General features: G+C 62.1%; 17 protein-coding genes and 4 tRNA genes. All 21 read left to right on the forward strand.

Translation table 11 applies throughout. The annotated features are described in order from the left end of the window. Positions 1–158: 158 nt before the first annotated feature. The 21 genes from F7R02_RS00850 to tuf (F7R02_RS00950) all read left to right on the forward strand — a co-directional run bounded on the left by F7R02_RS00850 (position 159) and on the right by tuf (F7R02_RS00950) (position 22,757). Positions 159–1,118, forward strand: coding sequence for a ribose-phosphate diphosphokinase (locus F7R02_RS00850; RefSeq protein ID WP_033483734.1), 960 nt, complete (start codon positions 159–161; stop codon positions 1,116–1,118). Between the two features lie 108 nt (positions 1,119–1,226). After that, the gene (locus tag F7R02_RS00855; protein WP_003486759.1) at positions 1,227–1,862 is read left to right on the forward strand and encodes a 50S ribosomal protein L25/general stress protein Ctc; all 636 of its coding nucleotides are present in this window, start codon (positions 1,227–1,229) and stop codon (positions 1,860–1,862) included. 51 nt (positions 1,863–1,913) lie between these two features. Next, positions 1,914–2,495: an aminoacyl-tRNA hydrolase gene (pth, locus tag F7R02_RS00860; RefSeq protein ID WP_078590029.1), complete on the forward strand. Its 582-nt coding sequence runs from the start codon at positions 1,914–1,916 to the stop codon at positions 2,493–2,495. 77 nt (positions 2,496–2,572) lie between these two features. Further along, positions 2,573–3,664, forward strand: coding sequence for a redox-regulated ATPase YchF (ychF, locus tag F7R02_RS00865; protein ID WP_003486755.1), 1,092 nt, complete (start codon positions 2,573–2,575; stop codon positions 3,662–3,664). Positions 3,665–3,818: 154 nt separating this feature from the next. Then, positions 3,819–3,904: transfer RNA gene (locus F7R02_RS00870), tRNA-Tyr, on the forward strand. A 29-nt stretch (positions 3,905–3,933) separates the two neighbouring features. Next, positions 3,934–4,007 (forward strand) — tRNA-Gly (locus F7R02_RS00875). Between the two features lie 33 nt (positions 4,008–4,040). Beyond that, positions 4,041–4,116, forward strand: a tRNA-Thr gene (locus tag F7R02_RS00880). Positions 4,117–4,162: 46 nt separating this feature from the next. Then, positions 4,163–5,353, forward strand: a complete 1,191-nt coding sequence (gene tuf, locus F7R02_RS00885; protein ID WP_003486726.1) for an elongation factor Tu — start codon at positions 4,163–4,165, stop codon at positions 5,351–5,353. 106 nt (positions 5,354–5,459) lie between these two features. After that, positions 5,460–5,535, forward strand: a tRNA-Trp gene (locus F7R02_RS00890). Between the two features lie 49 nt (positions 5,536–5,584). Continuing rightward, positions 5,585–5,992 carry a preprotein translocase subunit SecE gene (gene secE, locus F7R02_RS00895; protein WP_005917581.1) on the forward strand — a complete coding sequence of 136 codons (408 nt, stop codon included), beginning with the start codon at positions 5,585–5,587 and terminating at the stop codon, positions 5,990–5,992. A 13-nt stretch (positions 5,993–6,005) separates the two neighbouring features. Beyond that, positions 6,006–6,563 (forward strand): transcription termination/antitermination protein NusG, encoded by a 558-nt coding sequence (nusG, locus tag F7R02_RS00900; protein ID WP_005917584.1) that lies wholly within the window; start codon positions 6,006–6,008, stop codon positions 6,561–6,563. A gap of 197 nt (positions 6,564–6,760) precedes the next feature. After that, positions 6,761–7,189, forward strand: coding sequence for a 50S ribosomal protein L11 (gene rplK / locus F7R02_RS00905; RefSeq protein WP_003486749.1), 429 nt, complete (start codon positions 6,761–6,763; stop codon positions 7,187–7,189). 3 nt (positions 7,190–7,192) lie between these two features. Further along, positions 7,193–7,891, forward strand: a complete 699-nt coding sequence (rplA, locus tag F7R02_RS00910) for a 50S ribosomal protein L1 (RefSeq protein ID WP_003486747.1) — start codon at positions 7,193–7,195, stop codon at positions 7,889–7,891. A gap of 543 nt (positions 7,892–8,434) precedes the next feature. Then, positions 8,435–8,968, forward strand: a complete 534-nt coding sequence (gene rplJ / locus F7R02_RS00915) for a 50S ribosomal protein L10 (RefSeq protein ID WP_003486745.1) — start codon at positions 8,435–8,437, stop codon at positions 8,966–8,968. A 54-nt stretch (positions 8,969–9,022) separates the two neighbouring features. Continuing rightward, a complete protein-coding gene (gene rplL / locus F7R02_RS00920) occupies positions 9,023–9,388 on the forward strand; it encodes a 50S ribosomal protein L7/L12 (RefSeq protein ID WP_003486742.1) in 366 nt (121 codons plus the stop codon). Between the two features lie 286 nt (positions 9,389–9,674). Further along, complete coding sequence (gene rpoB, locus F7R02_RS00925) at positions 9,675–13,826, forward strand: DNA-directed RNA polymerase subunit beta (protein ID WP_078590743.1); 4,152 nt, start codon at positions 9,675–9,677, stop codon at positions 13,824–13,826. 150 nt (positions 13,827–13,976) lie between these two features. Further along, positions 13,977–18,191 carry a DNA-directed RNA polymerase subunit beta' gene (gene rpoC / locus F7R02_RS00930; RefSeq protein WP_003486736.1) on the forward strand — a complete coding sequence of 1,405 codons (4,215 nt, stop codon included), beginning with the start codon at positions 13,977–13,979 and terminating at the stop codon, positions 18,189–18,191. A 218-nt stretch (positions 18,192–18,409) separates the two neighbouring features. Continuing rightward, a complete protein-coding gene (gene rpsL / locus F7R02_RS00935; RefSeq protein ID WP_002811712.1) occupies positions 18,410–18,784 on the forward strand; it encodes a 30S ribosomal protein S12 in 375 nt (124 codons plus the stop codon). Positions 18,785–18,796: 12 nt separating this feature from the next. After that, positions 18,797–19,264 carry a 30S ribosomal protein S7 gene (gene rpsG / locus F7R02_RS00940; protein WP_005917592.1) on the forward strand — a complete coding sequence of 156 codons (468 nt, stop codon included), beginning with the start codon at positions 18,797–18,799 and terminating at the stop codon, positions 19,262–19,264. Between the two features lie 137 nt (positions 19,265–19,401). Continuing rightward, positions 19,402–21,519: an elongation factor G gene (fusA, locus tag F7R02_RS00945; RefSeq protein ID WP_005917595.1), complete on the forward strand. Its 2,118-nt coding sequence runs from the start codon at positions 19,402–19,404 to the stop codon at positions 21,517–21,519. Between the two features lie 47 nt (positions 21,520–21,566). Continuing rightward, positions 21,567–22,757: an elongation factor Tu gene (gene tuf, locus F7R02_RS00950; protein ID WP_003486726.1), complete on the forward strand. Its 1,191-nt coding sequence runs from the start codon at positions 21,567–21,569 to the stop codon at positions 22,755–22,757.

A 22,757-nucleotide genomic window follows, 5' to 3' on the forward strand; every position in this document is an offset into this window, starting at 1 on the left:
GAGAAAGGCAGGTCCGCCTGCACCAGGTTTCACTGCAGATCCGTCTGCAACACCTCGCGCATCCTTGCGCGGGACTCGAACGAAAGCCCGGCATTGGTTCGGCTTTGTCCTGCTCCACCATCGATCCGCACGCTCTTCGCCGCCGCCCGAGAGATCTCATGCAAGACCAACGTAATCTGCTGGTGTTCTCCGGCAATGCCAACAAGCCGCTTGCCCAGAGCATCTGCAAGGAACTGGGCGTTCGCATGGGCAAGGCGTTGGTCACGCGCTTTTCCGACGGCGAAGTGCAGGTGGAGATCGAAGAGAGCGTGCGTCGGCAGGAAGTGTTCGTCATCCAGCCTACCTGCGCGCCCAGCGCCGAAAACCTGATGGAACTGCTGGTGCTGATCGACGCGCTCAAGCGCGCCAGCGCCCAGTCCGTTACCGCGGTGATCCCGTATTTCGGTTATTCGCGCCAGGACCGTCGCATGCGCTCCTCGCGCGTGCCGATCACTGCCAAGGTGGCTGCCAAGATGATCTGCGCCATGGAGGCGGACCGCGTGCTGACGGTCGACCTGCACGCCGACCAGATCCAGGGTTTCTTCGATGTGCCGGTCGACAACGTCTATGCCTCGCCGCTGTTGCTGGCCGACATCTGGCGCGCCTACGGCACCGACAACCTGATCGTGGTGTCGCCCGACGTGGGTGGCGTGGTGCGCGCACGCGCCGTCGCCAAGCGCCTGGATGACGCCGATCTGGCCATCATCGACAAGCGCCGTCCGCGCGCCAATGTGGCCACCGTGATGAACATCATCGGCGACGTGCAGGGCAAGACCTGCGTGCTGGTCGACGACCTGGTCGACACCGCCGGTACCTTGTGCGCCGCTGCCGCAGCGCTGAAGCAGCGCGGCGCGCTCAAGGTCGTGGCCTACATCACCCACCCGGTACTCTCGGGCCCGGCGGTGGACAACATCAACAATTCGCAGCTCGACGAGCTGGTGGTCACCGACACGATTCCGCTGAGCGAAGGGGCGCGCACCTGCGCCAAGATTCGTCAGCTGAGCGTGGCCGAACTGCTGGCCGAGACCATCCGCCGTATCGCCTTCGGCGAATCGGTCAGCTCGCTTTACGTCGACTGATGCCCCATTCGGTGCCCGGATTCCCGGGTGCCGCCACACGTCTCACCTGGTCGCGGGTGAGACGCTTCATCGCCGCGAGGCGGTGTTCCAACCAGGTAGTGAAATCCAATGGCAAAGACTCATGAAATCAAGGTCGAGCGCCGCGCTGACGAGGGGAAGGGTGCGAGCCGCCGCCTGCGTCACGCTGGCGTCATTCCGGCCATCGTGTACGGTGGCGAACTCGAGCCGGTCAGCATCCAGCTCAACCACGAGCAGATCTGGCTCGCCCAGCAGAACGAGTGGTTCTACTCGTCCATCCTGGACCTGAACCTCAACGGCGACGTGCAGCAGGTGCTGCTGCGCGACATGCAGCGCCATCCGTTCAAGCAGCTGATCATGCACATCGACTTCCAGCGCGTCAGCGCCAACGAGAAGCTCAGTGCTGCCGTGCCGCTGCACTTCATCAACGAAGCATCCTCGCCGGCCGGCAAGTCGAGCGAGGTGGTCGTCACCCACGAACTCAACGAAGTCCAGGTGGTCTGCCTGCCGAAGGATCTGCCGGAGTTCATCGAGGTGGACCTCGGTGCACTGGAAGTGGGCAACGTGATCCACCTGTCCGAAATCAAGCTGCCGGCCGGTGTTGAAATTCCGGAGCTGAAGCTGGGCAAGGAGCACGACGTGGCAGTGGTGGCTGCCAAGCACGTGCGGATCGAAGAAGACGACGCTGCCGGCGAAGAAGGCAGCGAAGGCGCCGAGACCAAGTAATCCGTCGGCCGATCCCCTGCATTGCGCGCGGGATCGGCTGCGGTCACTGGCATGACTGCACTCCGCCTGATCGTCGGGCTCGGCAATCCGGGTCCGGAACACGCGCAAACCCGGCATAACGCCGGGTTTCGTTTCGTCGATGCCCTCATCGAGCGCAGTGGCGCCCGCTGGGCATTGGACAGCAAGTTGTTCGGCGAGACCGCCAAGGTCGAGGTCGCGGGACAACCGGTCTGGCTGCTCAAGCCGGCTACCTTCATGAATCTCAGCGGCAAGTCGATCACCGCCGCATTGCGGTTCTGGAAGATCGAGCACGAACACCTGCTGGTCGCCCACGACGAACTGGATCTGGCGCCCGGTACCGCGCGGCTCAAGTTCGACGGCGGTCACGGCGGGCAAAACGGCTTGCGCGACACCATTCGCCTGCTCGGGCACGGCAAATTTCACCGTCTACGCGTTGGCATCGGTCATCCCGGCCATAAGGACCGCGTGGTGCCCTGGGTGCTGGGGCGGGCAGGGCGCGAGGACGATGCGGCGATCGGCGCTGCGGTGGACGCCGCCATCGATGTGCTGCCGCTGGCGATGGAAGGCAATTTCAACGAGGCGATGAAACGCCTGCACACCGAAAAAAAATAGAGAATGGGGAATAGGGAATGGACAGGGCGCTGCTCCTGCCATTCTCCATTCCCGATTCTCCATTCACTGGAAAACCCATGGGTATCAAATGCGGCATCGTCGGCCTGCCCAATGTCGGCAAGTCGACCCTGTTCAATGCGCTGACCAAGGCCGGCATCGCTGCGGCCAACTTCCCGTTCTGCACCATCGAGCCGAACGTCGGCATCGTGCCGGTGCCGGATCCGCGTCTCAATCAGCTGGCTGACATCGTCAAGCCGCAGAAGCTGATTCCTACCGCGGTCGAGTTCGTCGATATCGCCGGCCTGGTGGCCGGCGCGGCGAGCGGCGAAGGCCTGGGCAACAAGTTCCTGGCGCACATCCGCGAAGTCGATGCGATCACCCACGTGGTGCGTTGCTTCGAGAACGACGACGTCATCCACGTCAACAACAAGGTCGACCCGATCGCCGATATCGAAACCATCGATACCGAGCTGGCGCTGGCCGATCTGGATAGCGTGGAAAAGGCCCTCAACCGTGCCGAACGCAGCGCCAAGGGCGGCGACAAGGATGCAGCGGCGCGCAAGCCGGTGCTGGCCAAACTGCAGGCCGCGTTGGCGGATGGCAAGGCGGGTCGTGCCGCCGGTCTGGACGAGGAAGAAAAGGCGCTGGTGCGCGATCTGTTCCTGCTGACGCTCAAGCCGGTGCTTTACATCGCCAACGTGCTGGAAGACGGCTTCGAGAACAATCCGCACCTGGATGCGGTGCGCGCGCATGCGGCTGCCGAAGGTGCCGAAGTGGTGCCGGTCTCGGCGGCCATCGAAGAAGAGCTGTCGCAGCTGGACGATACCGATCGCGACAGCTTCCTGGCCGATCTCGGCCTGGAAGAGCCGGGCTTGAATCGCGTCATCCGTGCGGCCTACACGCTGTTGGGCCTGCAGACGTATTTCACTGCAGGGGTCAAGGAAGTGCGCGCCTGGACGGTCAAGGCCGGTTCGACGGCGCCGCAGGCTGCTGCCGTGATCCATACCGATTTCGAGAAGGGCTTCATCCGCGCCGAAACGATTGGTTTCGACGACTTCATCAAATACCGCGGCGAAACCGGTGCTCGCGATGCCGGGCGCCTGCGCCTGGAAGGCAAGGAATACCGTGTCCAGGAAGGCGATGTGCTGCACTTCCGCTTCAACGTGTGATCGGCTGTGCGTGGCGCCTGGCGCCGCGTGTCGTTGAGAGTGAAGGATTGCTCAAAATTTTTGTTGACACTGCATGCGTCCCACAACAAAATAACGGGCTGCTTCACCCCGAACCGAATTCGCCTCGCGGCGCACAGGTCCGGTAGTAAAAGCTGGAGGGATACCCAAGCGGCCAACGGGGGCAGACTGTAAATCTGCTGGCTTACGCCTTCGGTGGTTCGAATCCACCTCCCTCCACCAGTTTCACGTTGTGGCATGCAGTTCCCGGCGCGGGAGTAGTTCAACGGTAGAACCTCAGCCTTCCAAGCTGATGGTGCGGGTTCGATTCCCGTCTCCCGCTCCATTGAACGCAAATGCATGGCATAATGCAAAACTCGCTCACGTAGCTCAGTCGGTAGAGCACCTCCTTGGTAAGGAGGAGGTCGAAGGTTCGATTCCTTTCGTGAGCACCATTACTCAATCGTCTTCAACTCCAAACGATTACCGAGACACGCACCCATGGCAAAAGCTAAATTCGAGCGCACCAAGCCGCACGTGAACGTCGGCACCATCGGTCACGTTGACCATGGCAAGACCACGTTGACCGCTGCGCTGACCAAGATCGGTGCCGAGCGTTTCGGTGGTGAGTTCAAGGCGTACGACGCGATCGACGCGGCGCCGGAAGAGAAGGCGCGCGGCATCACGATTTCGACCGCACACGTCGAATACGAATCCCCGACCCGCCACTACGCGCACGTCGACTGCCCCGGCCACGCCGACTATGTCAAGAACATGATCACCGGTGCGGCGCAGATGGATGGCGCGATCCTGGTGTGCTCGGCCGCCGACGGCCCGATGCCGCAGACCCGTGAGCACATCCTGCTCTCGCGTCAGGTCGGTGTGCCGCACATCGTGGTGTTCCTGAACAAGGCCGACATGGTCGACGACGCCGAGCTGCTCGAGCTGGTCGAAATGGAAGTGCGCGAGCTGCTGAGCAAGTACGACTTCCCGGGCGACGACACCCCGATCATCCACGGTTCGGCGCGTCTGGCGCTGGACGGCGATCAGAGCGACATCGGTGTGCCGGCGATCCTGAAGCTGGTCGAAGCGCTGGATTCGTTCATTCCCGAGCCGACCCGCGACGTCGACCGTCCGTTCCTGATGCCGGTCGAAGACGTGTTCTCGATCTCCGGCCGCGGCACCGTGGTGACCGGTCGTATCGAGCGCGGCATCATCAAGGTGGGCGACGAAATCGAAATCGTCGGTATCCGCGATACGCAGAAGACCACCGTCACCGGCGTGGAAATGTTCCGCAAGCTGCTGGACCAGGGCCAGGCAGGCGACAACGCCGGTCTGCTGCTGCGCGGCACCAAGCGTGACGACGTCGAGCGCGGCCAGGTGCTGTGCAAGCCGGGTTCGATCAAGCCGCACACCGAGTTCGAAGCCGAAGTCTACGTGCTGTCCAAGGATGAGGGTGGCCGTCATACCCCGTTCTTCAAGGGCTACCGTCCGCAGTTCTACTTCCGCACCACCGACATCACTGGCGCTTGCCAGTTGCCGGAAGGCGTGGAAATGGTGATGCCGGGCGACAACGTGAAGATGGTCGTGACCCTGATCAACCCGGTCGCGATGGACGAAGGTCTGCGCTTCGCCATCCGTGAAGGCGGTCGTACCGTCGGCGCCGGCGTGGTTGCCAAGATCATCAAGTAAGTGCCTGTATCCAGCCGCCTGTTGGCGGCTGGATTCAAACGAATGGCGGGCCGGCTGAACCGCGGTCCGCCTTCGTTGTCTTGGGGTTTGCGGTAAACGAGTACATACGCCAGTAGCTCAATTGGCAGAGCAGCGGTCTCCAAAACCGCAGGTTGGGGGTTCGAGTCCCTCCTGGCGTGCCACTCCTCTTTCCGGCCCAGCGACTCGGGTCAGATCGGTAACTAGAGCCGGATGAATAGCAAAATCGAGCCTTCCAAGAGCGCGTCCTCTAGCGCTGATGTCGTTAAGTACGTTGTCTCCGCTGCCCTGGTGGTTGCGGGGCTTTTTGTGTGGTTCTGGTTCTCCGCTCCCGAGCGCGCGACCCAGCTGGGCGCGTGGACGCCGCAGCTGCGTGCATTGGCTGTCATCGTCGGGTTGGTGGCGGGTGCATTTGTGTTTTTGGGTACCGGCAAGGGCCGGGAGACCCGCGAATTCCTGTCCGAATCCAGGTTCGAGTTGCGTAAGGTTGTCTGGCCGACGCGCCAGGAAGCTATCCGCACCACCTGGGTCGTCATTGTTGTTGTAATCATTCTGAGTTTGCTGTTGGGCGGCTTCGACTTTGTCATCCAGAAGCTCACGCAGTGGTTCCTGGCTCGTTGAGGAGAATCAAGCAGTGAAGCGTTGGTACGTCGTTCACGCCTATTCAGGCTTCGAAAAATCCGTTGCGCAGGCATTGCGCGACCGTATCGCGCGTGCCGAGATGGAAGATCGTTTCGGCGACGTGCTGGTGCCGACCGAAGAGGTCATCGAAATGCGCGCCGGCCAGAAGCGTCGGTCGGAGCGCAAGTTCTTCCCCGGCTACGTGCTGGTGCAGATCGAAACGCATGAAGAAGCCGGCATTCCGCGCATCGACAACGAAAGCTGGCACCTGGTGAAGGAAACTTCCAAGGTGATGGGTTTCATTGGCGGCACCGCCGACCGTCCTCTGCCGATTCGCGACGAAGAGGCGGATGCGATTCTGCAGCGGGTGCAAGACGGCGTCGAGAAGCCGCGTCCGAAGGTGTTGTTCGAGCCGGGCCAGATGGTGCGCGTCACCGAGGGTCCATTCAACGACTTCAACGGCGTCGTCGAGGAAGTCAATTACGAAAAGAGCAGGCTGCGTGTTGCCGTGCTCATCTTCGGTCGCTCCACGCCGGTCGAGCTCGAATTCGGTCAGGTCGAGAAAGGCTGACCCTGTGGGCGCCGGCTAGGCGCTCGCCCCAAATGCTGCTATAGTGCGCGGCTCGCTGTCCTGGCGAACCGCCTGGAACCAATGGCTGCCGCATGGCGGCCATCTGCGTGTGGTCAACAAACGTGAAGCCGGGACACGTGAATCCCGGTCCGATGGGGAGCCTGCAGGTCAGGCGCTAGCACCCGGAGAGTATTGAAATGGCTAAGAAGATTACTGCTTTCATCAAGTTGCAGGTCAAGGCCGGTCAGGCCAACCCTGCGCCGCCGGTTGGCCCTGCACTGGGTCAGCGCGGTCTGAACATCATGGAGTTCTGCAAGGCATTCAACGCGGCAACGTCGAAGCTGGAGCCGGGTCTGCCGACGCCGGTGATCATCACCGCGTATTCCGACCGTACCTTCACGTTCGTCACCAAGAGCACTCCGGCCAGCGTGCTGCTCAAGAAGGCCGCAGGCGTGAGCTCCGGCTCGAAGCGTCCCAACACCGACAAGGTGGGCAAGGTGACGCGCAAGCAGCTGGAAGAGATCGCCAAGGTCAAGGAAGCCGATTTGACGGCAGCCGAGCTGGAAGCGGCGGTGCGCACGATTGCGGGTTCTGCCCGCAGCATGGGTTTGACGGTGGAGGGCTAAGACATGGCACAGAGCAAGCGCGTTAAGGCCATTACGGCCGCTGTCGTTCCGGGCAAGACCTATGCCTTCGAAGACGCAATCAAGATCCTGAAGACCGCCACCAAGGCCAAGTTCGTCGAGTCGATCGACGTTGCCGTGCGCCTGGGCGTGGACGCCAAGAAGTCCGACCAGCAGGTGCGCGGTTCCACCGTGCTGCCGGCCGGTACCGGCAAGAGCGTGCGCGTTGCAGTGTTCGCACCGGCAGGCGCCAAGGCTGACGAAGCCCTGGCCGCTGGCGCCGAGGCGGTGGGCATGGACGACCTGGCCGAGAAGATGCAGGCCGGCGACCTGAACTATGACGTGGTCATCGCGACCCCGGACGCTATGCGCGTCGTCGGTAAGCTGGGCACCCTGCTGGGTCCGCGCGGCTTGATGCCGAACCCGAAGGTCGGCACCGTGTCGGCCAATCCGGGCGAAGCGGTCAAGAATGCCAAGTCGGGCCAGGTGCGCTACCGCACCGACAAGGCCGGCATCATCCACTGCACCATCGGCAAGGCCAGCTTCGACGACGAAGCGCTGAAGTCGAACCTGCAGGCGCTGTTGCTGGATCTGGTCAAGGCCAAGCCGGCCACCTCCAAGGGTACCTACCTGCAGAAGGTGTCGGTCAGTTCGACCATGGGTCCGGGCGTGACGGTGGACCAGTCGAGCCTGTCGTTGAAGTAAGCGAATGCGTCCGGCGTCATGCGCCTGACGTATTTGGCAGTACAGCATTGTTTTTCCGGCCCGGGTCACCGTGTGCTGGGAGTCCGTTCCCTCCTTTGGGGTAACGGACATTTTGAAGGCGATCGCCGGCACGTCCGGCGGTAGCCGTCAAAGACCGCAGGCGCGGTCAGCGCGGATCGACGACGGGCAGGGATGCTCGCACTGGCAAGGAGTCGCCGTCGATGCAGCGGGATCGCTTAATTGGTTCGTTTCGAACCGGCCGGCGTAGATGGTGTCGCCCTTCTGGAGCTTTCTGGTTTACGCGCGTCTGGGACATCCCGGATCGAGTCCACTCCAGGTCTAGAACGGCCACCAAAGGAACATCGGTCGATGTTCCCGGCTTCCAGGAAGGAGGCTGCCCTGGACCGCGACCGGCAGGAGCCGCGAGCGGAGTAGTTTGAAGCGGGGATTAGGGATTCGGCATTGGGGATTTGCAGGCTGCTTCACGGCTCTGGCGAATCCCGAATCACCAATCCCGAATACCGGCTTTAACGGAGGAGTGCAATGGCTCTCAATCTGTCCCAGAAGCAAGAAGTAGTCGCCGAGCTGGCAGACATCGCCGCCAAGGCCCACTCCCTGGTCGCTGCCGAATACGCTGGCACCACGGTCTCCCAGATGACCGCGATGCGCAAGCAGGCCCGCGAAACCGGCGTGTTCTTGAAAGTTGTCAAGAACACCCTGGCTGCGCGTGCCGTTGAAGGTACTGATTTCGCTGTCGCTGCTGACAAGCTGGTCGGTCCTTTGCTGTATGCGTTTTCGATGGAGGAGCCTGGCGCAGCCGGTCGCCTGATCAAGGAATTTGCCAAGAGCAACGACAAGCTGCAGGCCAAGGTCGTGTCCATCGGCGGGGAACTGTTCCCGGCTGGACACGTCGACGTATTGGCCTCGCTGCCGACCCGTGACCAGGCCCTTGCCATGCTGGCCCGCGTGCTGTCCGAACCGGCTGCCATGTTCGCCCGTGCCGTCAAGGCCGTTGGCGACAAGCAGGGTGGTGGCGACGAAGCCGCCGCGCCGGTCGCCGAGACTGCCGAAGCTTGATGTCCTAGCGTTCGCTAGAACCCCAATCCAGAAAATCATTTAAAGGTAATCACAATGTCCCTTACCAACGAACAGATCGTCGACGCCATCGCCGAGAAGTCCCTGATGGAAGTGATGGAGCTGGTCAAGGCCATCGAAGAAAAGTTCGGCGTCTCCGCCGCTGCCCCGGTCGCTGCTGCTGCAGCTGGCCCGGCCGCCGTGGTTGAAGAGCAGACCGAGTTCAACGTGGTGCTGACCAACTGTGGCACCAACAAGGTCGGCGTCATTAAGGCCGTCCGCGCCGTGACCGGCCTGGGTCTGAAGGAAGCCAAGGATCTGACAGAAGCCGGTGGCATGCTGAAGGAAGGCGCTTCGAAGGACGAAGCCGAGAAGATCAAGAAGGAACTGACCGAAGCTGGCGCGACTGTCGAAATCAAGTAAGCAATACCTTGCATCGCCAGCGTTTCATGGTGATGCACTGAAGGCTGGGAGCGTAGAGCTCCCGGCCTTTGGCCGTTTCGGACGGGAAGTGGGATTGGAGAATCGTACATGCAGCATGGCGCGATCATCCGATTCTCAATTCCCGATTCCCGGCCTCACCGAGTTGGTAGTTGGAAGTAGCGGGAGAAGGCGTGCTGGTGCCGGCAATACCAGCGACTTCCAACTGACAATTTTGTTATTTCAGGGCCGCCGCGATGTGGCCCCCGCAGCCTAGGGTGAAGACCTCATGACGTCTTATTCGTTCACCGAAAAAAAGCGTATCCGCAAGGACTTCGGTAAGCAGCGCTCGATCCTCGAAGTGCCGTTCCTGCTTGCCATCCAGGTGGATTCCTATCGCGAATTCCTGCAGGAAGACGTGGAGCCGAACAAGCGTAAGGACCTCGGTCTGCACGCGGCATTGAAGTCGGTGTTCCCGATTTCCAGCTACAGCGGCAACGCTGCGCTGGAGTACGTCGGTTACAAGTTGGGTGAGCCGGTGTTTGACGAGCGTGAATGCCGTCAGCGCGGCATGAGCTATGGCGCGCCGTTGCGCGTGACCGTGCGTCTGGTGATCTACGACCGCGAGTCGTCGACCAAGGCGATCAAGTACGTGAAGGAGCAGGAGGTCTATCTCGGCGAAATTCCGTTGATGACCGGCAACGGTACCTTCATCGTCAACGGCACCGAGCGCGTGATCGTCTCGCAGCTGCACCGCTCGCCGGGCGTGTTCTTCGATCACGACCGTGGCAAGACCCACAGCTCGGGCAAGCTGCTCTACAGCGCCCGCATCATTCCGTACCGCGGCTCGTGGTTGGACTTCGAGTTCGACCCGAAGGATGCGCTGTTCACCCGTATCGACCGTCGCCGCAAGCTGCCGGTGTCGATCCTGCTGCGCGCGCTTGGCTACAGCAACGAAGAGATGCTGGCCGAGTTCTTTGAGATCAACACCTTCCACATCAACCCGGACGAAGGCGTGCAGCTGGAGCTGGTGCCGGAGCGTCTGCGTGGTGAAACGCTGAACTTCGACCTGGCCGACGGCGACAAGGTCATCGTGGAAGCGGGCAAGCGCATCACTGCGCGTCACGTCAAGCAACTGGAAGCCGCCGGCGTTGCCGCGCTGGCCGTGCCGGACGACTACCTGGTCGGTCGTATCCTGTCGCACGACGTGGTCGATGGCTCCACCGGCGAACTGCTGGCCAATGCCAACGACGAAATCAACGAAGACCAGCTGGCTGCCTTCCGCAAGGCGGGCGTCGATGCGGTCGGCACCCTGTGGGTGAACGATCTGGATCGTGGTCCGTACCTGTCCAACACCTTGCGCATCGATCCGACCAAGACGCAGCTGGAAGCGCTGGTCGAAATCTACCGCATGATGCGTCCGGGCGAGCCGCCGACCAAGGAAACGGCGCAGAACCTCTTCCACAACCTGTTCTTCACCTTCGAGCGCTACGACCTGTCCACGGTCGGCCGCATGAAGTTCAACCGTCGCGTCGGCCGCAAGGACGTGCTGGGCGAGTCGGTGCTTTACGACAAGAAGTACTTTGCCGAGCGTAACGACGAAGAATCCAAGCGCTTGGTTGCCGAGCACGCCGACACCTCCGACATCCTGGAAGTGATCAAGGTGCTCACCGAAATCCGCAACGGTCGCGGCGTGGTCGATGACATCGATCACCTGGGTAACCGTCGCGTGCGTTCGGTCGGCGAAATGGCCGAGAACGTGTTCCGCGTGGGCCTGGTCCGCGTCGAGCGCGCGGTCAAGGAGCGTCTGTCGATGGCCGAGTCCGAAGGCCTGACCCCGCAGGAGCTGATCAACGCCAAGCCGGTGGCTGCCGCGATCAAGGAATTCTTCGGCTCCTCGCAGCTGTCGCAGTTCATGGATCAGAACAACCCGCTGTCGGAAGTGACGCACAAGCGTCGCGTCTCCGCGCTGGGTCCGGGCGGTCTGACCCGCGAACGCGCCGGCTTCGAAGTGCGCGACGTGCACCCGACCCATTACGGCCGCGTCTGCACCATCGAAACGCCGGAAGGCCCGAACATCGGCCTGATCAACTCGCTGGCCGTGTTCGCCCGCACCAACCAGTACGGCTTCCTCGAGACGCCGTACCGTAAGGTGCTGGACGGCAAGGTCTCCGACGACGTCGAATACCTGTCGGCGATCGAGGAAAACGAGTACGTGATCGCCCAGGCGAACGCGCTGACCGATGCCAAGAACATGCTCACCGAGCAGTTCGTGCCGTGCCGGTTCCAGGGCGAATCGCTGTTGAAGCCGCCGTCCGAAGTGCACTTCATGGACGTCTCGCCGATGCAGACCGTGTCGGTCGCAGCGGCGCTGGTGCCGTTCCTCGAGCACGACGACGCCAACCGCGCACTGATGGGCGCTAACATGCAGCGCCAGGCCGTGCCGACACTGCGTTCGCAGAAGCCGCTGGTCGGTACCGGCATCGAGCGTGCGGTTGCGCGCGACTCGGGCGTGACCGTCAATGCGCTGCGTGGTGGCGTGATCGAGCAGATCGACGCAGCCCGCATCGTGGTCAAGGTCAATGAGGCAGAAATCGGCGGCGACACCGATGCCGGCGTGGATATCTACAACCTGATCAAGTACACCCGCTCCAACCAGAACACCTGCATCAACCAGCGTCCGCTGGTGAATGTGGGCGACGTGATCGCGCGCGGCGACGTGCTGGCAGACGGCCCGTCCACCGACATCGGCGAACTGGCGCTGGGCCAGAACATGCTGATCGCGTTCATGCCGTGGAACGGCTACAACTTCGAAGACTCCATCCTTCTCTCCGAGCGCGTGGTGGAAGAAGATCGTTACACCACGATCCACATCGAAGAGCTGACCTGCGTTGCGCGCGACACCAAGTTGGGGCCGGAGGAAATTTCCGCCGACATCCCGAACGTGTCCGAGCAGGCCTTGAACCGTCTGGATGAAAGCGGCGTGGTGTACATCGGTGCGGAAGTGCGTGCCGGCGACATCATGGTCGGCAAGGTCACGCCGAAGGGCGAAAGCCAGCTGACTCCGGAAGAAAAGCTGCTGCGTGCGATCTTCGGCGAGAAGGCGTCCGACGTGAAGGACAGCTCGCTGCGCGTGCCCCCGGGCATGGACGGCACCGTCATCGACGTGCAGGTCTTCACCCGTGACGGCATCGAGAAGGACAAGCGTGCGCGTCAGATCGAAGAGTCTGAAATCAAGCGCGTCAAGAAGGACTTCGACGACCAGTTCCGCATCCTGGAAGCGGCCATCTACGCGCGTCTGCGCTCGCAGATCGTGGGTAAGGTCGCCAACGGCGGCGCCAACCTGAAGAAGGGCGACACCGTCACCGACGCGTACCTGGACGGGCTGAAGAAGTCCGATTGGTTCCAGCTGCGCATGAAGGATGAAGACGCTGCCGACGCCATCGAGCGTGCGCAGAAGCAGATCCAGGCGCACGAGAAGGAATTCGAAGCACGTTTTGCCGACAAGCGCGGCAAGATCACCCAGGGCGACGACCTCGCACCGGGCGTGCTGAAGATGGTCAAGGTGTTCCTGGCCGTGAAGCGCCGCATCCAGCCGGGCGACAAGATGGCGGGCCGCCACGGCAACAAGGGTGTGGTCTCCAACGTGGTGCCCGTGGAAGACATGCCGTACATGGCCACCGGCGAGTCGGTCGACATCGTGTTGAACCCGCTCGGCGTGCCGTCGCGTATGAACATCGGCCAGATTCTGGAAGTGCATCTGGGTTGGGCCGCCAAGGGTCTGGGTCGCAAGATCCAGCGCATGCTGGAAGCCCAGGCCGCCGTCAGCGAACTGCGCAAGTTCCTCAACGACATCTACAACCACGACAACGCGATCAATGCACAGCGCGTGGACCTGTCGCAGTTCAGCGATGAGGAATTGCTCAACCTGGGCAAGAACCTGATCGACGGCGTGCCGATGGCGACCCCGGTGTTCGACGGCGCCAGCGAAGCGGAAATCAAGCGCATGCTGGAGCTGGCCGATCTGCCGCAGAGCGGTCAGACCCAGCTGTACGACGGTCGCACTGGCGAAGCGTTCGATCGCAAGACCACGGTCGGCTACATGCATTACCTGAAGTTGAACCACTTGGTCGACGACAAGATGCATGCGCGCTCGACTGGCCCGTACTCGCTGGTGACCCAGCAGCCGCTGGGCGGCAAGGCGCAGTTTGGTGGTCAGCGCTTCGGCGAAATGGAAGTCTGGGCGCTGGAAGCCTACGGCGCGGCCTACACCCTGCAGGAAATGCTGACGGTGAAGTCCGACGACGTGCAGGGCCGCAACCAGATGTACAAGAACATCGTCGATGGTGAGCACGAGATGGTCGCGGGCATGCCGGAATCCTTCAACGTGTTGGTGAAGGAAATCCGCTCGCTGGCGATCAACATGGAACTGGAAGAGTAAGAGCCGGGCCCGGTCAGCGGCCTGCAATCCGGAAGTGGCGAGCGCTCAGCGCGTTCGCTCTTCCCGGCTACGGTGTCCTGATCGCAGTCCCGTTTGAAGCTGTTCGCGTTTCATCTCAGATACGAAATTCCTCCGACCCGGAGATATCAAATGAAAGACCTGCTCAACCTCTTCAATCAGCAGCGCCAGACGCTGGATTTCGATGCGATCAAGATCGCGCTGGCGTCGCCGGACCTGATCCGTTCGTGGTCCTACGGCGAAGTGAAGAAGCCCGAAACCATCAACTACCGGACCTTCAAGCCCGAGCGTGACGGCCTGTTCTGCGCCGCCATCTTCGGACCGATCAAGGACTACGAATGCCTGTGCGGCAAGTACAAGCGCATGAAGCACCGTGGCGTGGTCTGCGAAAAGTGCGGTACCGAAGTCACCCTGGCCAAGGTGCGCCGCGAGCGCATGGGTCACATCGACCTGGCCTCGCCTGTTGCGCACATCTGGTTCCTCAAGTCGCTGCCGTCGCGCATTGGCTTGATGCTGGACATGACCCTGCGTGACATCGAGCGCGTGCTGTACTTCGAAGCCTATGTCGTCACCGAGCCGGGCCTGACCCCGCTCGAGCGCCGCCAGCTGCTGACCGAAGAGCAGTATCTGACCGCGCGTCAGGAGTACAACGACGACTTCGACGCCGCCATGGGCGCCGAGGCTGTGTATGAGTTGCTGCGCACGATCGACCTGCAATCGGAAATGACTCGTCTGCGCGAGGAAATCGCCAGCACCGGTTCGGAAACCAAGCTCAAGCGTTTGACCAAGCGCATCAAGCTGATCGAAGCCTTCCTGGAATCGGGTAACCGTCCGGAGTGGATGGTCATGACCGTGCTGCCGGTGCTGCCGCCGGATCTGCGTCCGCTGGTGCCGCTGGATGGCGGCCGCTTCGCGACCTCGGATCTGAACGATCTGTACCGCCGCGTGATCAACCGCAACAACCGTCTGCGTCGCCTGCTGGAGCTCAATGCTCCGGACATCATCGTGCGCAACGAAAAGCGCATGCTGCAGGAATCGGTCGATGCGCTGCTGGACAACGGCCGTCGCGGTCGTGCCATCACCGGCACCAACAAGCGTCCGCTGAAGTCGCTGGCCGACATGATCAAGGGCAAGCAGGGCCGGTTCCGTCAGAACCTGCTCGGCAAGCGCGTGGACTATTCCGGCCGTTCGGTCATCACCGTCGGTCCGTACCTCAAGCTGCACCAGTGCGGCCTGCCGAAAAAGATGGCGCTCGAGCTGTTCAAGCCGTTCGTGTTCGCCAAGCTGCAGCGTCGTGGCCTGGCCACCACCATCAAGGCCGCCAAGAAGCTGGTCGAGCGCGAAGAAGCCGAAGTCTGGGACATCCTGGAAGAAGTGATTCGCGAGCATCCGGTGCTGTTGAACCGCGCGCCGACCCTGCACCGCCTGGGCATCCAGGCGTTCGAGCCGGTGTTGATCGAAGGCAAGGCCATCCAGCTGCATCCGCTGGTCTGTACTGCCTTCAACGCCGACTTCGACGGCGACCAGATGGCTGTCCACGTTCCGCTCTCGCTGGAAGCCCAGCTGGAAGCGCGTGCGTTGATGATGTCCACCAACAACATCCTGTCGCCGGCCAACGGCGAGCCGATCATCGTGCCGTCGCAGGATGTGGTGTTGGGTCTGTACTACATGAGCCGCGCCCTGGAGAACAAGAAGGGCGAAGGCATGGTGTTCGCCAACACCAGCGAAGTGAAGCGCGCCTACGACAACCGCGTGGTCGAACTGCACGCCAAGGTCAAGGTACGCATCACCCAGGTGGACGTGGAAGCCGGCGGCAAGCGCAGTAGCGGCACCTCGATCGTGGATACCACGGTCGGTCGTGCGCTGCTGAGCGAGATCCTGCCTGAAGGCCTGCCGTTCCAGCTGGCCAACACCGAGATGACCAAGAAGAACATCTCGCGCCTGATCAACTCCAGCTACCGTCTGCTGGGCTTGAAGGACACCGTCGTGTTCGCCGACAAGCTGATGTACACCGGCTATGCCTACGCAACCCGCGCCGGCGTGTCGATCGGTATCGACGACATGCTGATCCCCGACGAGAAGAAGGGCATCCTCACCGAGGCCGAAGCCGAAGTGCTGGAAATCCAGGAGCAGTACCAGTCGGGCCTGGTCACCGCCGGCGAGCGCTACAACAAGGTCGTGGACATCTGGTCGCGGACCAGCGAGCGCATCGCCAAGGCGATGATGGACACCATCGGTACCGAAAAGGTCGAGAACGCCAAGGGCGAGACCATCGACCAGAAGTCGATGAACTCGCTGTACATCATGGCCGACTCCGGTGCCCGTGGTAGCCAGGCGCAGATCCGTCAGCTGGCCGGTATGCGCGGCCTGATGGCGCGTCCGGACGGCTCGATCATCGAGACGCCCATCAAGGCGAACTTCCGCGAAGGCTTGAACGTGCAGGAGTACTTCAACTCCACCCACGGCGCCCGTAAGGGTCTGGCCGATACCGCGCTGAAGACGGCGAACTCCGGTTACCTGACCCGCCGCCTGGTCGACGTGGCGCAGGACGTGGTGATCACCGAAATCGATTGCGGCACCACCGAGGGGTTGATCATGACCCCGATCGTGGAAGGCGGCGACGTGGTCGAGCCGTTGCGCGAGCGCGTGCTGGGCCGCGTGGTGGCCGAGGACGTGTACCTGCCGGGCAACGACGAAGAGCCGATCGTCACCCGCAACACGCTGCTCGACGAAGCCTGGGTGGCCAAGCTCGAAGACGCCAGCGTGCAGTCGGTGAAGGTGCGTTCGACCATCAGCTGCGAATCCTCGTTCGGCGTGTGCGCACGCTGCTACGGCCGCGATCTCGCACGTGGTCACCAGGTCAACATCGGCGAAGCGGTCGGCGTCATCGCCGCGCAGTCGATCGGTGAGCCGGGCACCCAGCTGACCATGCGTACGTTCCACATCGGTGGTGCGGCGTCGCGTGCGGCTGCGGTGGACAACATCACCGTCAAGACCACCGGTTCGGTGAAGTTCAACAACCTCAAGTCGGTGGCGCATGCCAGCGGTTCGCTGGTTGCGGTCTCGCGTTCTGGCGAACTGTCCGTGCTCGATGGCCATGGCCGCGAGCGCGAGCGTTACAAGCTGCCGTACGGCGCGACCATCACCGCCAAAGACGGCGATGCGGTCAAGGCCGGGCAGAGCGTTGCCAACTGGGATCCGCATAACCACCCGATCGTGTCGGAAGTGGCCGGTTTCATCCGCTTCATCGACTTCGTCGACGGCGTCACCGTCATCGAGAAGACCGACGAGCTGACCGGTCTGGCGTCGCGCGAAATCACCGACCCGAAGCGTCGCGGTGCACAGGCCAAGGAGCTGCGTCCGATCGTGCGCATCGTCGATGCCAAGGGTAACGACCTGACGATTCCCAATACGGATCTGCCGGCCCAGTACCTGCTGCCGCCGCGCTCCATCGTCAACTTGCAGGACGGCGCTGCCGTCGGCGTGGGCGACGTGGTTGCCAAGATCCCGCAGGAAGCGTCCAAGACCCGCGACATCACCGGTGGTCTGCCGCGCGTTGCCGACTTGTTCGAAGCACGCAAGCCGAAGGATCCGGCGATCCTGGCAGAACGCTCGGGCATCATCAGCTTCGGTAAGGACACCAAGGGCAAGCAGCGCCTGATCATCAAGGATACCGATGGTTCGGAACACGAAGAGCTGATTCCCAAGTACCGCCAGATCATCGTGTTCGAAGGCGAACACGTGACCAAGGGCGAGACCGTGGTGGACGGCGAGCCGAGCCCGCAGGACATCCTGCGTCTGCTGGGTGTCGAACCGCTGGCCGCTTATCTGGTCAAGGAAATCCAGGACGTGTATCGCCTGCAGGGCGTGAAGATCAACGACAAGCACATCGAGGTGATCACTCGCCAGATGCTGCGTAAGGTCGAGATCGTTGATCAGGGCAACAGCAAGTTCCTCAACGGCGAGCAGGTCGAGCGGCAGCGCGTCATCGAGGAAAATGCCCGCCTGGTCAAGCGCAACGAACTGCCGGCCAAGTACGATCCGGTGTTGCTGGGTATCACCAAGGCATCGCTGGCCACCGAGTCGTTCATCTCGGCGGCATCGTTCCAGGAGACCACCCGCGTGTTGACCGAGGCAGCCGTGCGCGGCACCCGCGACAACCTGCGCGGTCTGAAGGAAAACGTGATCGTGGGTCGCCTGATCCCGGCCGGTACGGGTCTGGCGTACCACGCCGGACGTCGCAAGGCCTCGGGTCTGACCGACTCGGAAATGGAAACGCTGTCGGGCAAGCCGGCAGTCGCCGAACCGGTCGCCGCAGTGGCCGACGCTGGCGCGGACGAGGAGTAAGCGCTCCGACGGCGGTCGCAAGGTCGCCGTAAGCCAAGCGAAAAGGAGGGCAGGACGCCCTCCGTTTTCCGGCCTTGGATGGGCCAGCAGGTTCAGATTTCGTGAAGTTGACGGAGTTTCGTCCTGCCAGCTATACTTCTCTGTCTCGGTGGGCCGGTTTCGGCCTGCCTTTGTTTTCGTGCAGGCCGTCTCGGCCTATCAATCAGAAGAATCAACTGATGACGACGATCAATCAGCTGGTCCGCAAGCCTCGGCAAGCGACCACCTACAAGAGTGCCTCTCCGGCACTGGACAAGTGTCCGCAGCGCCGTGGCGTCTGCACACGCGTCTATACCACTACCCCGAAGAAGCCGAACTCGGCCCTGCGTAAAGTCGCCAAGGTGCGCCTGACCAATCAGGAAGAGGTCATCAGCTACATCGGTGGTGAAGGCCACAACCTGCAGGAGCACTCCGTGGTCCTGATCCGCGGTGGCCGCGTCAAGGATCTTCCCGGTGTGCGTTATCACACCGTCCGTGGTTCGCTGGACGCCGCCGGCGTCGCCAAGCGTCGTCAAGGCCGTTCCAAGTACGGCGCCAAGCGCCCGAAGAGCTAAGGAAATACTCAAATGTCCCGTAAAGGTTCTACTCCGCAGCGCACCGTCCTGCCAGATCCAAAGCATGGCAGCGAAACCATTGCCCGCTTCATCAATATGGTGATGCAGAGTGGCAAGAAGTCGGTTGCTGAGAAAATTGTCTATGGCGCAATGGACGTCATTGGCGAAAAGAATCCGAATGCCATCGAACTGGTGCAGAAAGCACTGGACAACGTGGCCCCGGCTGTCGAAGTTAAATCGCGTCGCGTCGGTGGTGCTACCTATCAGGTGCCCGTCGAAGTGCGATCCTCCCGTCGCATGGCGCTGGCGATGCGCTGGTTGATCGATTCCGCGCGCAAGCGTGGCGAGAACACCATGCCGCGTAAGCTGGCTGCAGAACTGTTGGACGCCTCGGAAAGCCGCGGCGGCGCGATCAAGAAGCGCGAAGAGACCCACCGCATGGCGGAGGCGAACAAGGCGTTCGCACATTACCGCTGGTGACCTCGGGGGCCTTGGTAACGGGGCCCTTCAGCACCATATGAGTGCTGTTTGCGACGCATCTTGCGTCGCATCCAATCCGAAGGCCGCCGAAAGGCGGCGTTCGGCCATCCGAAATCCAAGAAATTGAGAGGCTCCCCGTGGCCCGCACCACCCCTATCGAGCGTTACCGCAACTTCGGCATCATGGCCCACATCGATGCCGGCAAGACCACCACGTCCGAACGCATCCTGTTCTACACCGGTGTGAGTCACAAGATCGGCGAAGTCCATGACGGCGCTGCAGTGATGGACTGGATGGAGCAGGAGCAGGAGCGTGGTATCACCATCACCTCCGCTGCGACCACCGCGTTCTGGTCGGGTATGGACAAGTCCATGCCGCAGCACCGCTTCAACATCATCGACACCCCCGGGCACGTCGACTTCACCATCGAAGTGGAGCGCTCCTTGCGCGTGCTCGACGGTGCGGTGTTCGTGCTGTGCGCCGTGGGTGGCGTGCAGCCGCAGTCCGAGACCGTGTGGCGCCAGGCCAATAAGTATTCCGTGCCGCGCATGGCATTCGTCAACAAGATGGACCGTACCGGTGCCAACTTCGACAAGGTCGTTGAGCAGCTGAAGGCCCGTCTGGGTGCCTACGCCGTGCCGATGCAGGTGCCGATCGGCGCCGAAGACGGCTTTGAGGGCGTGGTCGACCTGCTGAAGATGAAGGCGATCCATTGGGATACCGCATCGCAGGGCACCACTTTCGAATACCGCGACATTCCGGCCGACCTGGTCGATGTCGCGACCGAGGCGCGTTCGTTCATGGTCGAAGCGGCTGCAGAAGCTAGTGAAGACCTGATGGACAAGTACCTCAACGAGGGCGACCTGAGCGAGCAGGAGATCCTGTCGGGTCTGCGCGAGCGCACCTTGAAGGTGGAGATCGTGCCGGTGTTCTGCGGCTCGGCCTTCAAGAACAAGGGCGTGCAGGCCATGCTCGACGGCGTGGTGCATTTGCTGCCGTCGCCGGCGGACCGTCCGCCGGTGCAGGGTATCGACGAAGACGAGAAGGAAGACACACGCGCCGCGACCGATACCGCGCCGTTCTCGGCGCTGGCGTTCAAGATCATGACCGATCCGTTCGTGGGCTCGCTGACGTTCTTCCGTGTCTACTCGGGCACGCTGAACTCCGGCGACCAGGTCTACAACCCGGTCAAGTCGAAGAAAGAGCGCGTGGGCCGCATCCTGCAGATGCACTCCAACAATCGCGAAGAGATCAAGGAAGTGCGCGCGGGCGACATCGCCGCTGCCGTGGGTCTGAAGGACGTCACCACCGGTGACACGCTGTGTGCGCAGGACAAGATCATCACCCTGGAGCGCATGGTGTTCCCGGAGCCGGTGATCTCGATGGCGGTGGAGCCGAAGACCAAGTCGGACCAGGAAAAGATGGGCATGGCCCTGGGTCGTCTGGCGCAGGAAGATCCCTCGTTCCGCGTCAAGACCGACGAAGAATCCGGCCAGACCATCATCTCGGGTATGGGCGAGTTGCACCTGGACATCATCGTCGACCGCATGCGTCGCGAGTTCAATGTCGAGGCCAACGTCGGCAAGCCGCAGGTGGCCTACCGCGAAACGATCCGCAAGTCTGACGTCAAGTCTGATTACAAGCACGCCAAGCAGTCCGGTGGTAAGGGTCAGTACGGTCACGTGGTGATCGAGCTGTCGCCGATGACCGAGGAAGAGCGCAAGAGCGACAACGTCAAAGACGATTTCTTGTTCGTCAACGACATCACCGGCGGCATCATTCCGAAGGAGTTCATCCCTTCGGTCGAAAAGGGTCTGCGCGAGACGATCACCAGTGGTCCGATCGCCGGCTTCCCGGTGGTGGGCGTGAAGGTCAAGCTGGTGTTCGGCTCGTACCATGACGTCGACTCCTCGGAAATGGCGTTCAAGCTGGCTGCATCGATGGCGTTCAAGCAGGGCTTCGCGAAGGCCAGCCCGGTGTTGCTGGAGCCGATCATGAAAGTCGAAATCGTCAGCCCGGAGGATTACCTGGGTGACGTGATGGGCGACGTGAGCCGCCGTCGTGGCGTGTTGCAGGGTCAGGACGACAGCCCGTCGGGCAAGATCATCAACGCGATGATACCGCTGGGTGAAATGTTCGGTTACGCCACTTCGCTGCGCTCGATGAGCCAGGGCCGTGCGACGTTCTCGATGGAATTCGACCACTACGAAGAGGCACCGGCCAACATCGCCGACGCTGTCACCAAGAAGGGCTGAGTTCGCTCAGCCGCTTCTCACAAATTTTCAATTAGAGGTAGTTAGTCATGGCAAAAGCTAAATTCGAGCGCACCAAGCCGCACGTGAACGTCGGCACCATCGGTCACGTTGACCATGGCAAGACCACGTTGACCGCTGCGCTGACCAAGATCGGTGCCGAGCGTTTCGGTGGTGAGTTCAAGGCGTACGACGCGATCGACGCGGCGCCGGAAGAGAAGGCGCGCGGCATCACGATTTCGACCGCACACGTCGAATACGAATCCCCGACCCGCCACTACGCGCACGTCGACTGCCCCGGCCACGCCGACTATGTCAAGAACATGATCACCGGTGCGGCGCAGATGGATGGCGCGATCCTGGTGTGCTCGGCCGCCGACGGCCCGATGCCGCAGACCCGTGAGCACATCCTGCTCTCGCGTCAGGTCGGTGTGCCGCACATCGTGGTGTTCCTGAACAAGGCCGACATGGTCGACGACGCCGAGCTGCTCGAGCTGGTCGAAATGGAAGTGCGCGAGCTGCTGAGCAAGTACGACTTCCCGGGCGACGACACCCCGATCATCCACGGTTCGGCGCGTCTGGCGCTGGACGGCGATCAGAGCGACATCGGTGTGCCGGCGATCCTGAAGCTGGTCGAAGCGCTGGATTCGTTCATTCCCGAGCCGACCCGCGACGTCGACCGTCCGTTCCTGATGCCGGTCGAAGACGTGTTCTCTATCTCCGGCCGCGGCACCGTGGTGACCGGTCGTATCGAGCGCGGCATCATCAAGGTGGGCGACGAAATCGAAATCGTCGGTATCCGCGATACGCAGAAGACCACCGTCACCGGCGTGGAAATGTTCCGCAAGCTGCTGGACCAGGGCCAGGCAGGCGACAACGCCGGTCTGCTGCTGCGCGGCACCAAGCGTGACGACGTCGAGCGCGGCCAGGTGCTGTGCAAGCCGGGTTCGATCAAGCCGCACACCGAGTTCGAAGCCGAAGTCTACGTGCTGTCCAAGGATGAGGGTGGCCGTCATACCCCGTTCTTCAAGGGCTACCGTCCGCAGTTCTACTTCCGCACCACCGACATCACTGGCGCTTGCCAGTTGCCGGAAGGCGTGGAAATGGTGATGCCGGGCGACAACGTGAAGATGGTCGTGACCCTGATCAACCCGGTCGCGATGGACGAAGGTCTGCGCTTCGCCATCCGTGAAGGCGGTCGTACCGTCGGCGCCGGCGTGGTTGCCAAGATCATCAAGTAA

The organism is Xanthomonas cissicola (genome assembly GCF_008801575.1).
In the GTDB taxonomy this organism is placed as follows: Bacteria; Pseudomonadota; Gammaproteobacteria; order Xanthomonadales; family Xanthomonadaceae; genus Xanthomonas; species Xanthomonas cissicola.

Coding starts and splice junctions, on each gene's coding strand:
- F7R02_RS00850 (WP_033483734.1), top strand. CDS start 159: ATGCAAGACCAACGTAATCTGCTGGTGTTCTCCGGCAATGCCAACAAG.
- F7R02_RS00855 (WP_003486759.1), top strand. CDS start 1,227: ATGGCAAAGACTCATGAAATCAAGGTCGAGCGCCGCGCTGACGAGGGG.
- pth (WP_078590029.1), top strand. CDS start 1,914: ATGACTGCACTCCGCCTGATCGTCGGGCTCGGCAATCCGGGTCCGGAA.
- ychF (WP_003486755.1), top strand. CDS start 2,573: ATGGGTATCAAATGCGGCATCGTCGGCCTGCCCAATGTCGGCAAGTCG.
- tuf (WP_003486726.1), top strand. CDS start 4,163: ATGGCAAAAGCTAAATTCGAGCGCACCAAGCCGCACGTGAACGTCGGC.
- secE (WP_005917581.1), top strand. CDS start 5,585: ATGAATAGCAAAATCGAGCCTTCCAAGAGCGCGTCCTCTAGCGCTGAT.
- rplK (WP_003486749.1), top strand. CDS start 6,761: ATGGCTAAGAAGATTACTGCTTTCATCAAGTTGCAGGTCAAGGCCGGT.
- rplA (WP_003486747.1), top strand. CDS start 7,193: ATGGCACAGAGCAAGCGCGTTAAGGCCATTACGGCCGCTGTCGTTCCG.
- rplJ (WP_003486745.1), top strand. CDS start 8,435: ATGGCTCTCAATCTGTCCCAGAAGCAAGAAGTAGTCGCCGAGCTGGCA.
- rplL (WP_003486742.1), top strand. CDS start 9,023: ATGTCCCTTACCAACGAACAGATCGTCGACGCCATCGCCGAGAAGTCC.
- rpoB (WP_078590743.1), top strand. CDS start 9,675: ATGACGTCTTATTCGTTCACCGAAAAAAAGCGTATCCGCAAGGACTTC.
- rpoC (WP_003486736.1), top strand. CDS start 13,977: ATGAAAGACCTGCTCAACCTCTTCAATCAGCAGCGCCAGACGCTGGAT.
- rpsL (WP_002811712.1), top strand. CDS start 18,410: ATGACGACGATCAATCAGCTGGTCCGCAAGCCTCGGCAAGCGACCACC.
- rpsG (WP_005917592.1), top strand. CDS start 18,797: ATGTCCCGTAAAGGTTCTACTCCGCAGCGCACCGTCCTGCCAGATCCA.
- tuf (WP_003486726.1), top strand. CDS start 21,567: ATGGCAAAAGCTAAATTCGAGCGCACCAAGCCGCACGTGAACGTCGGC.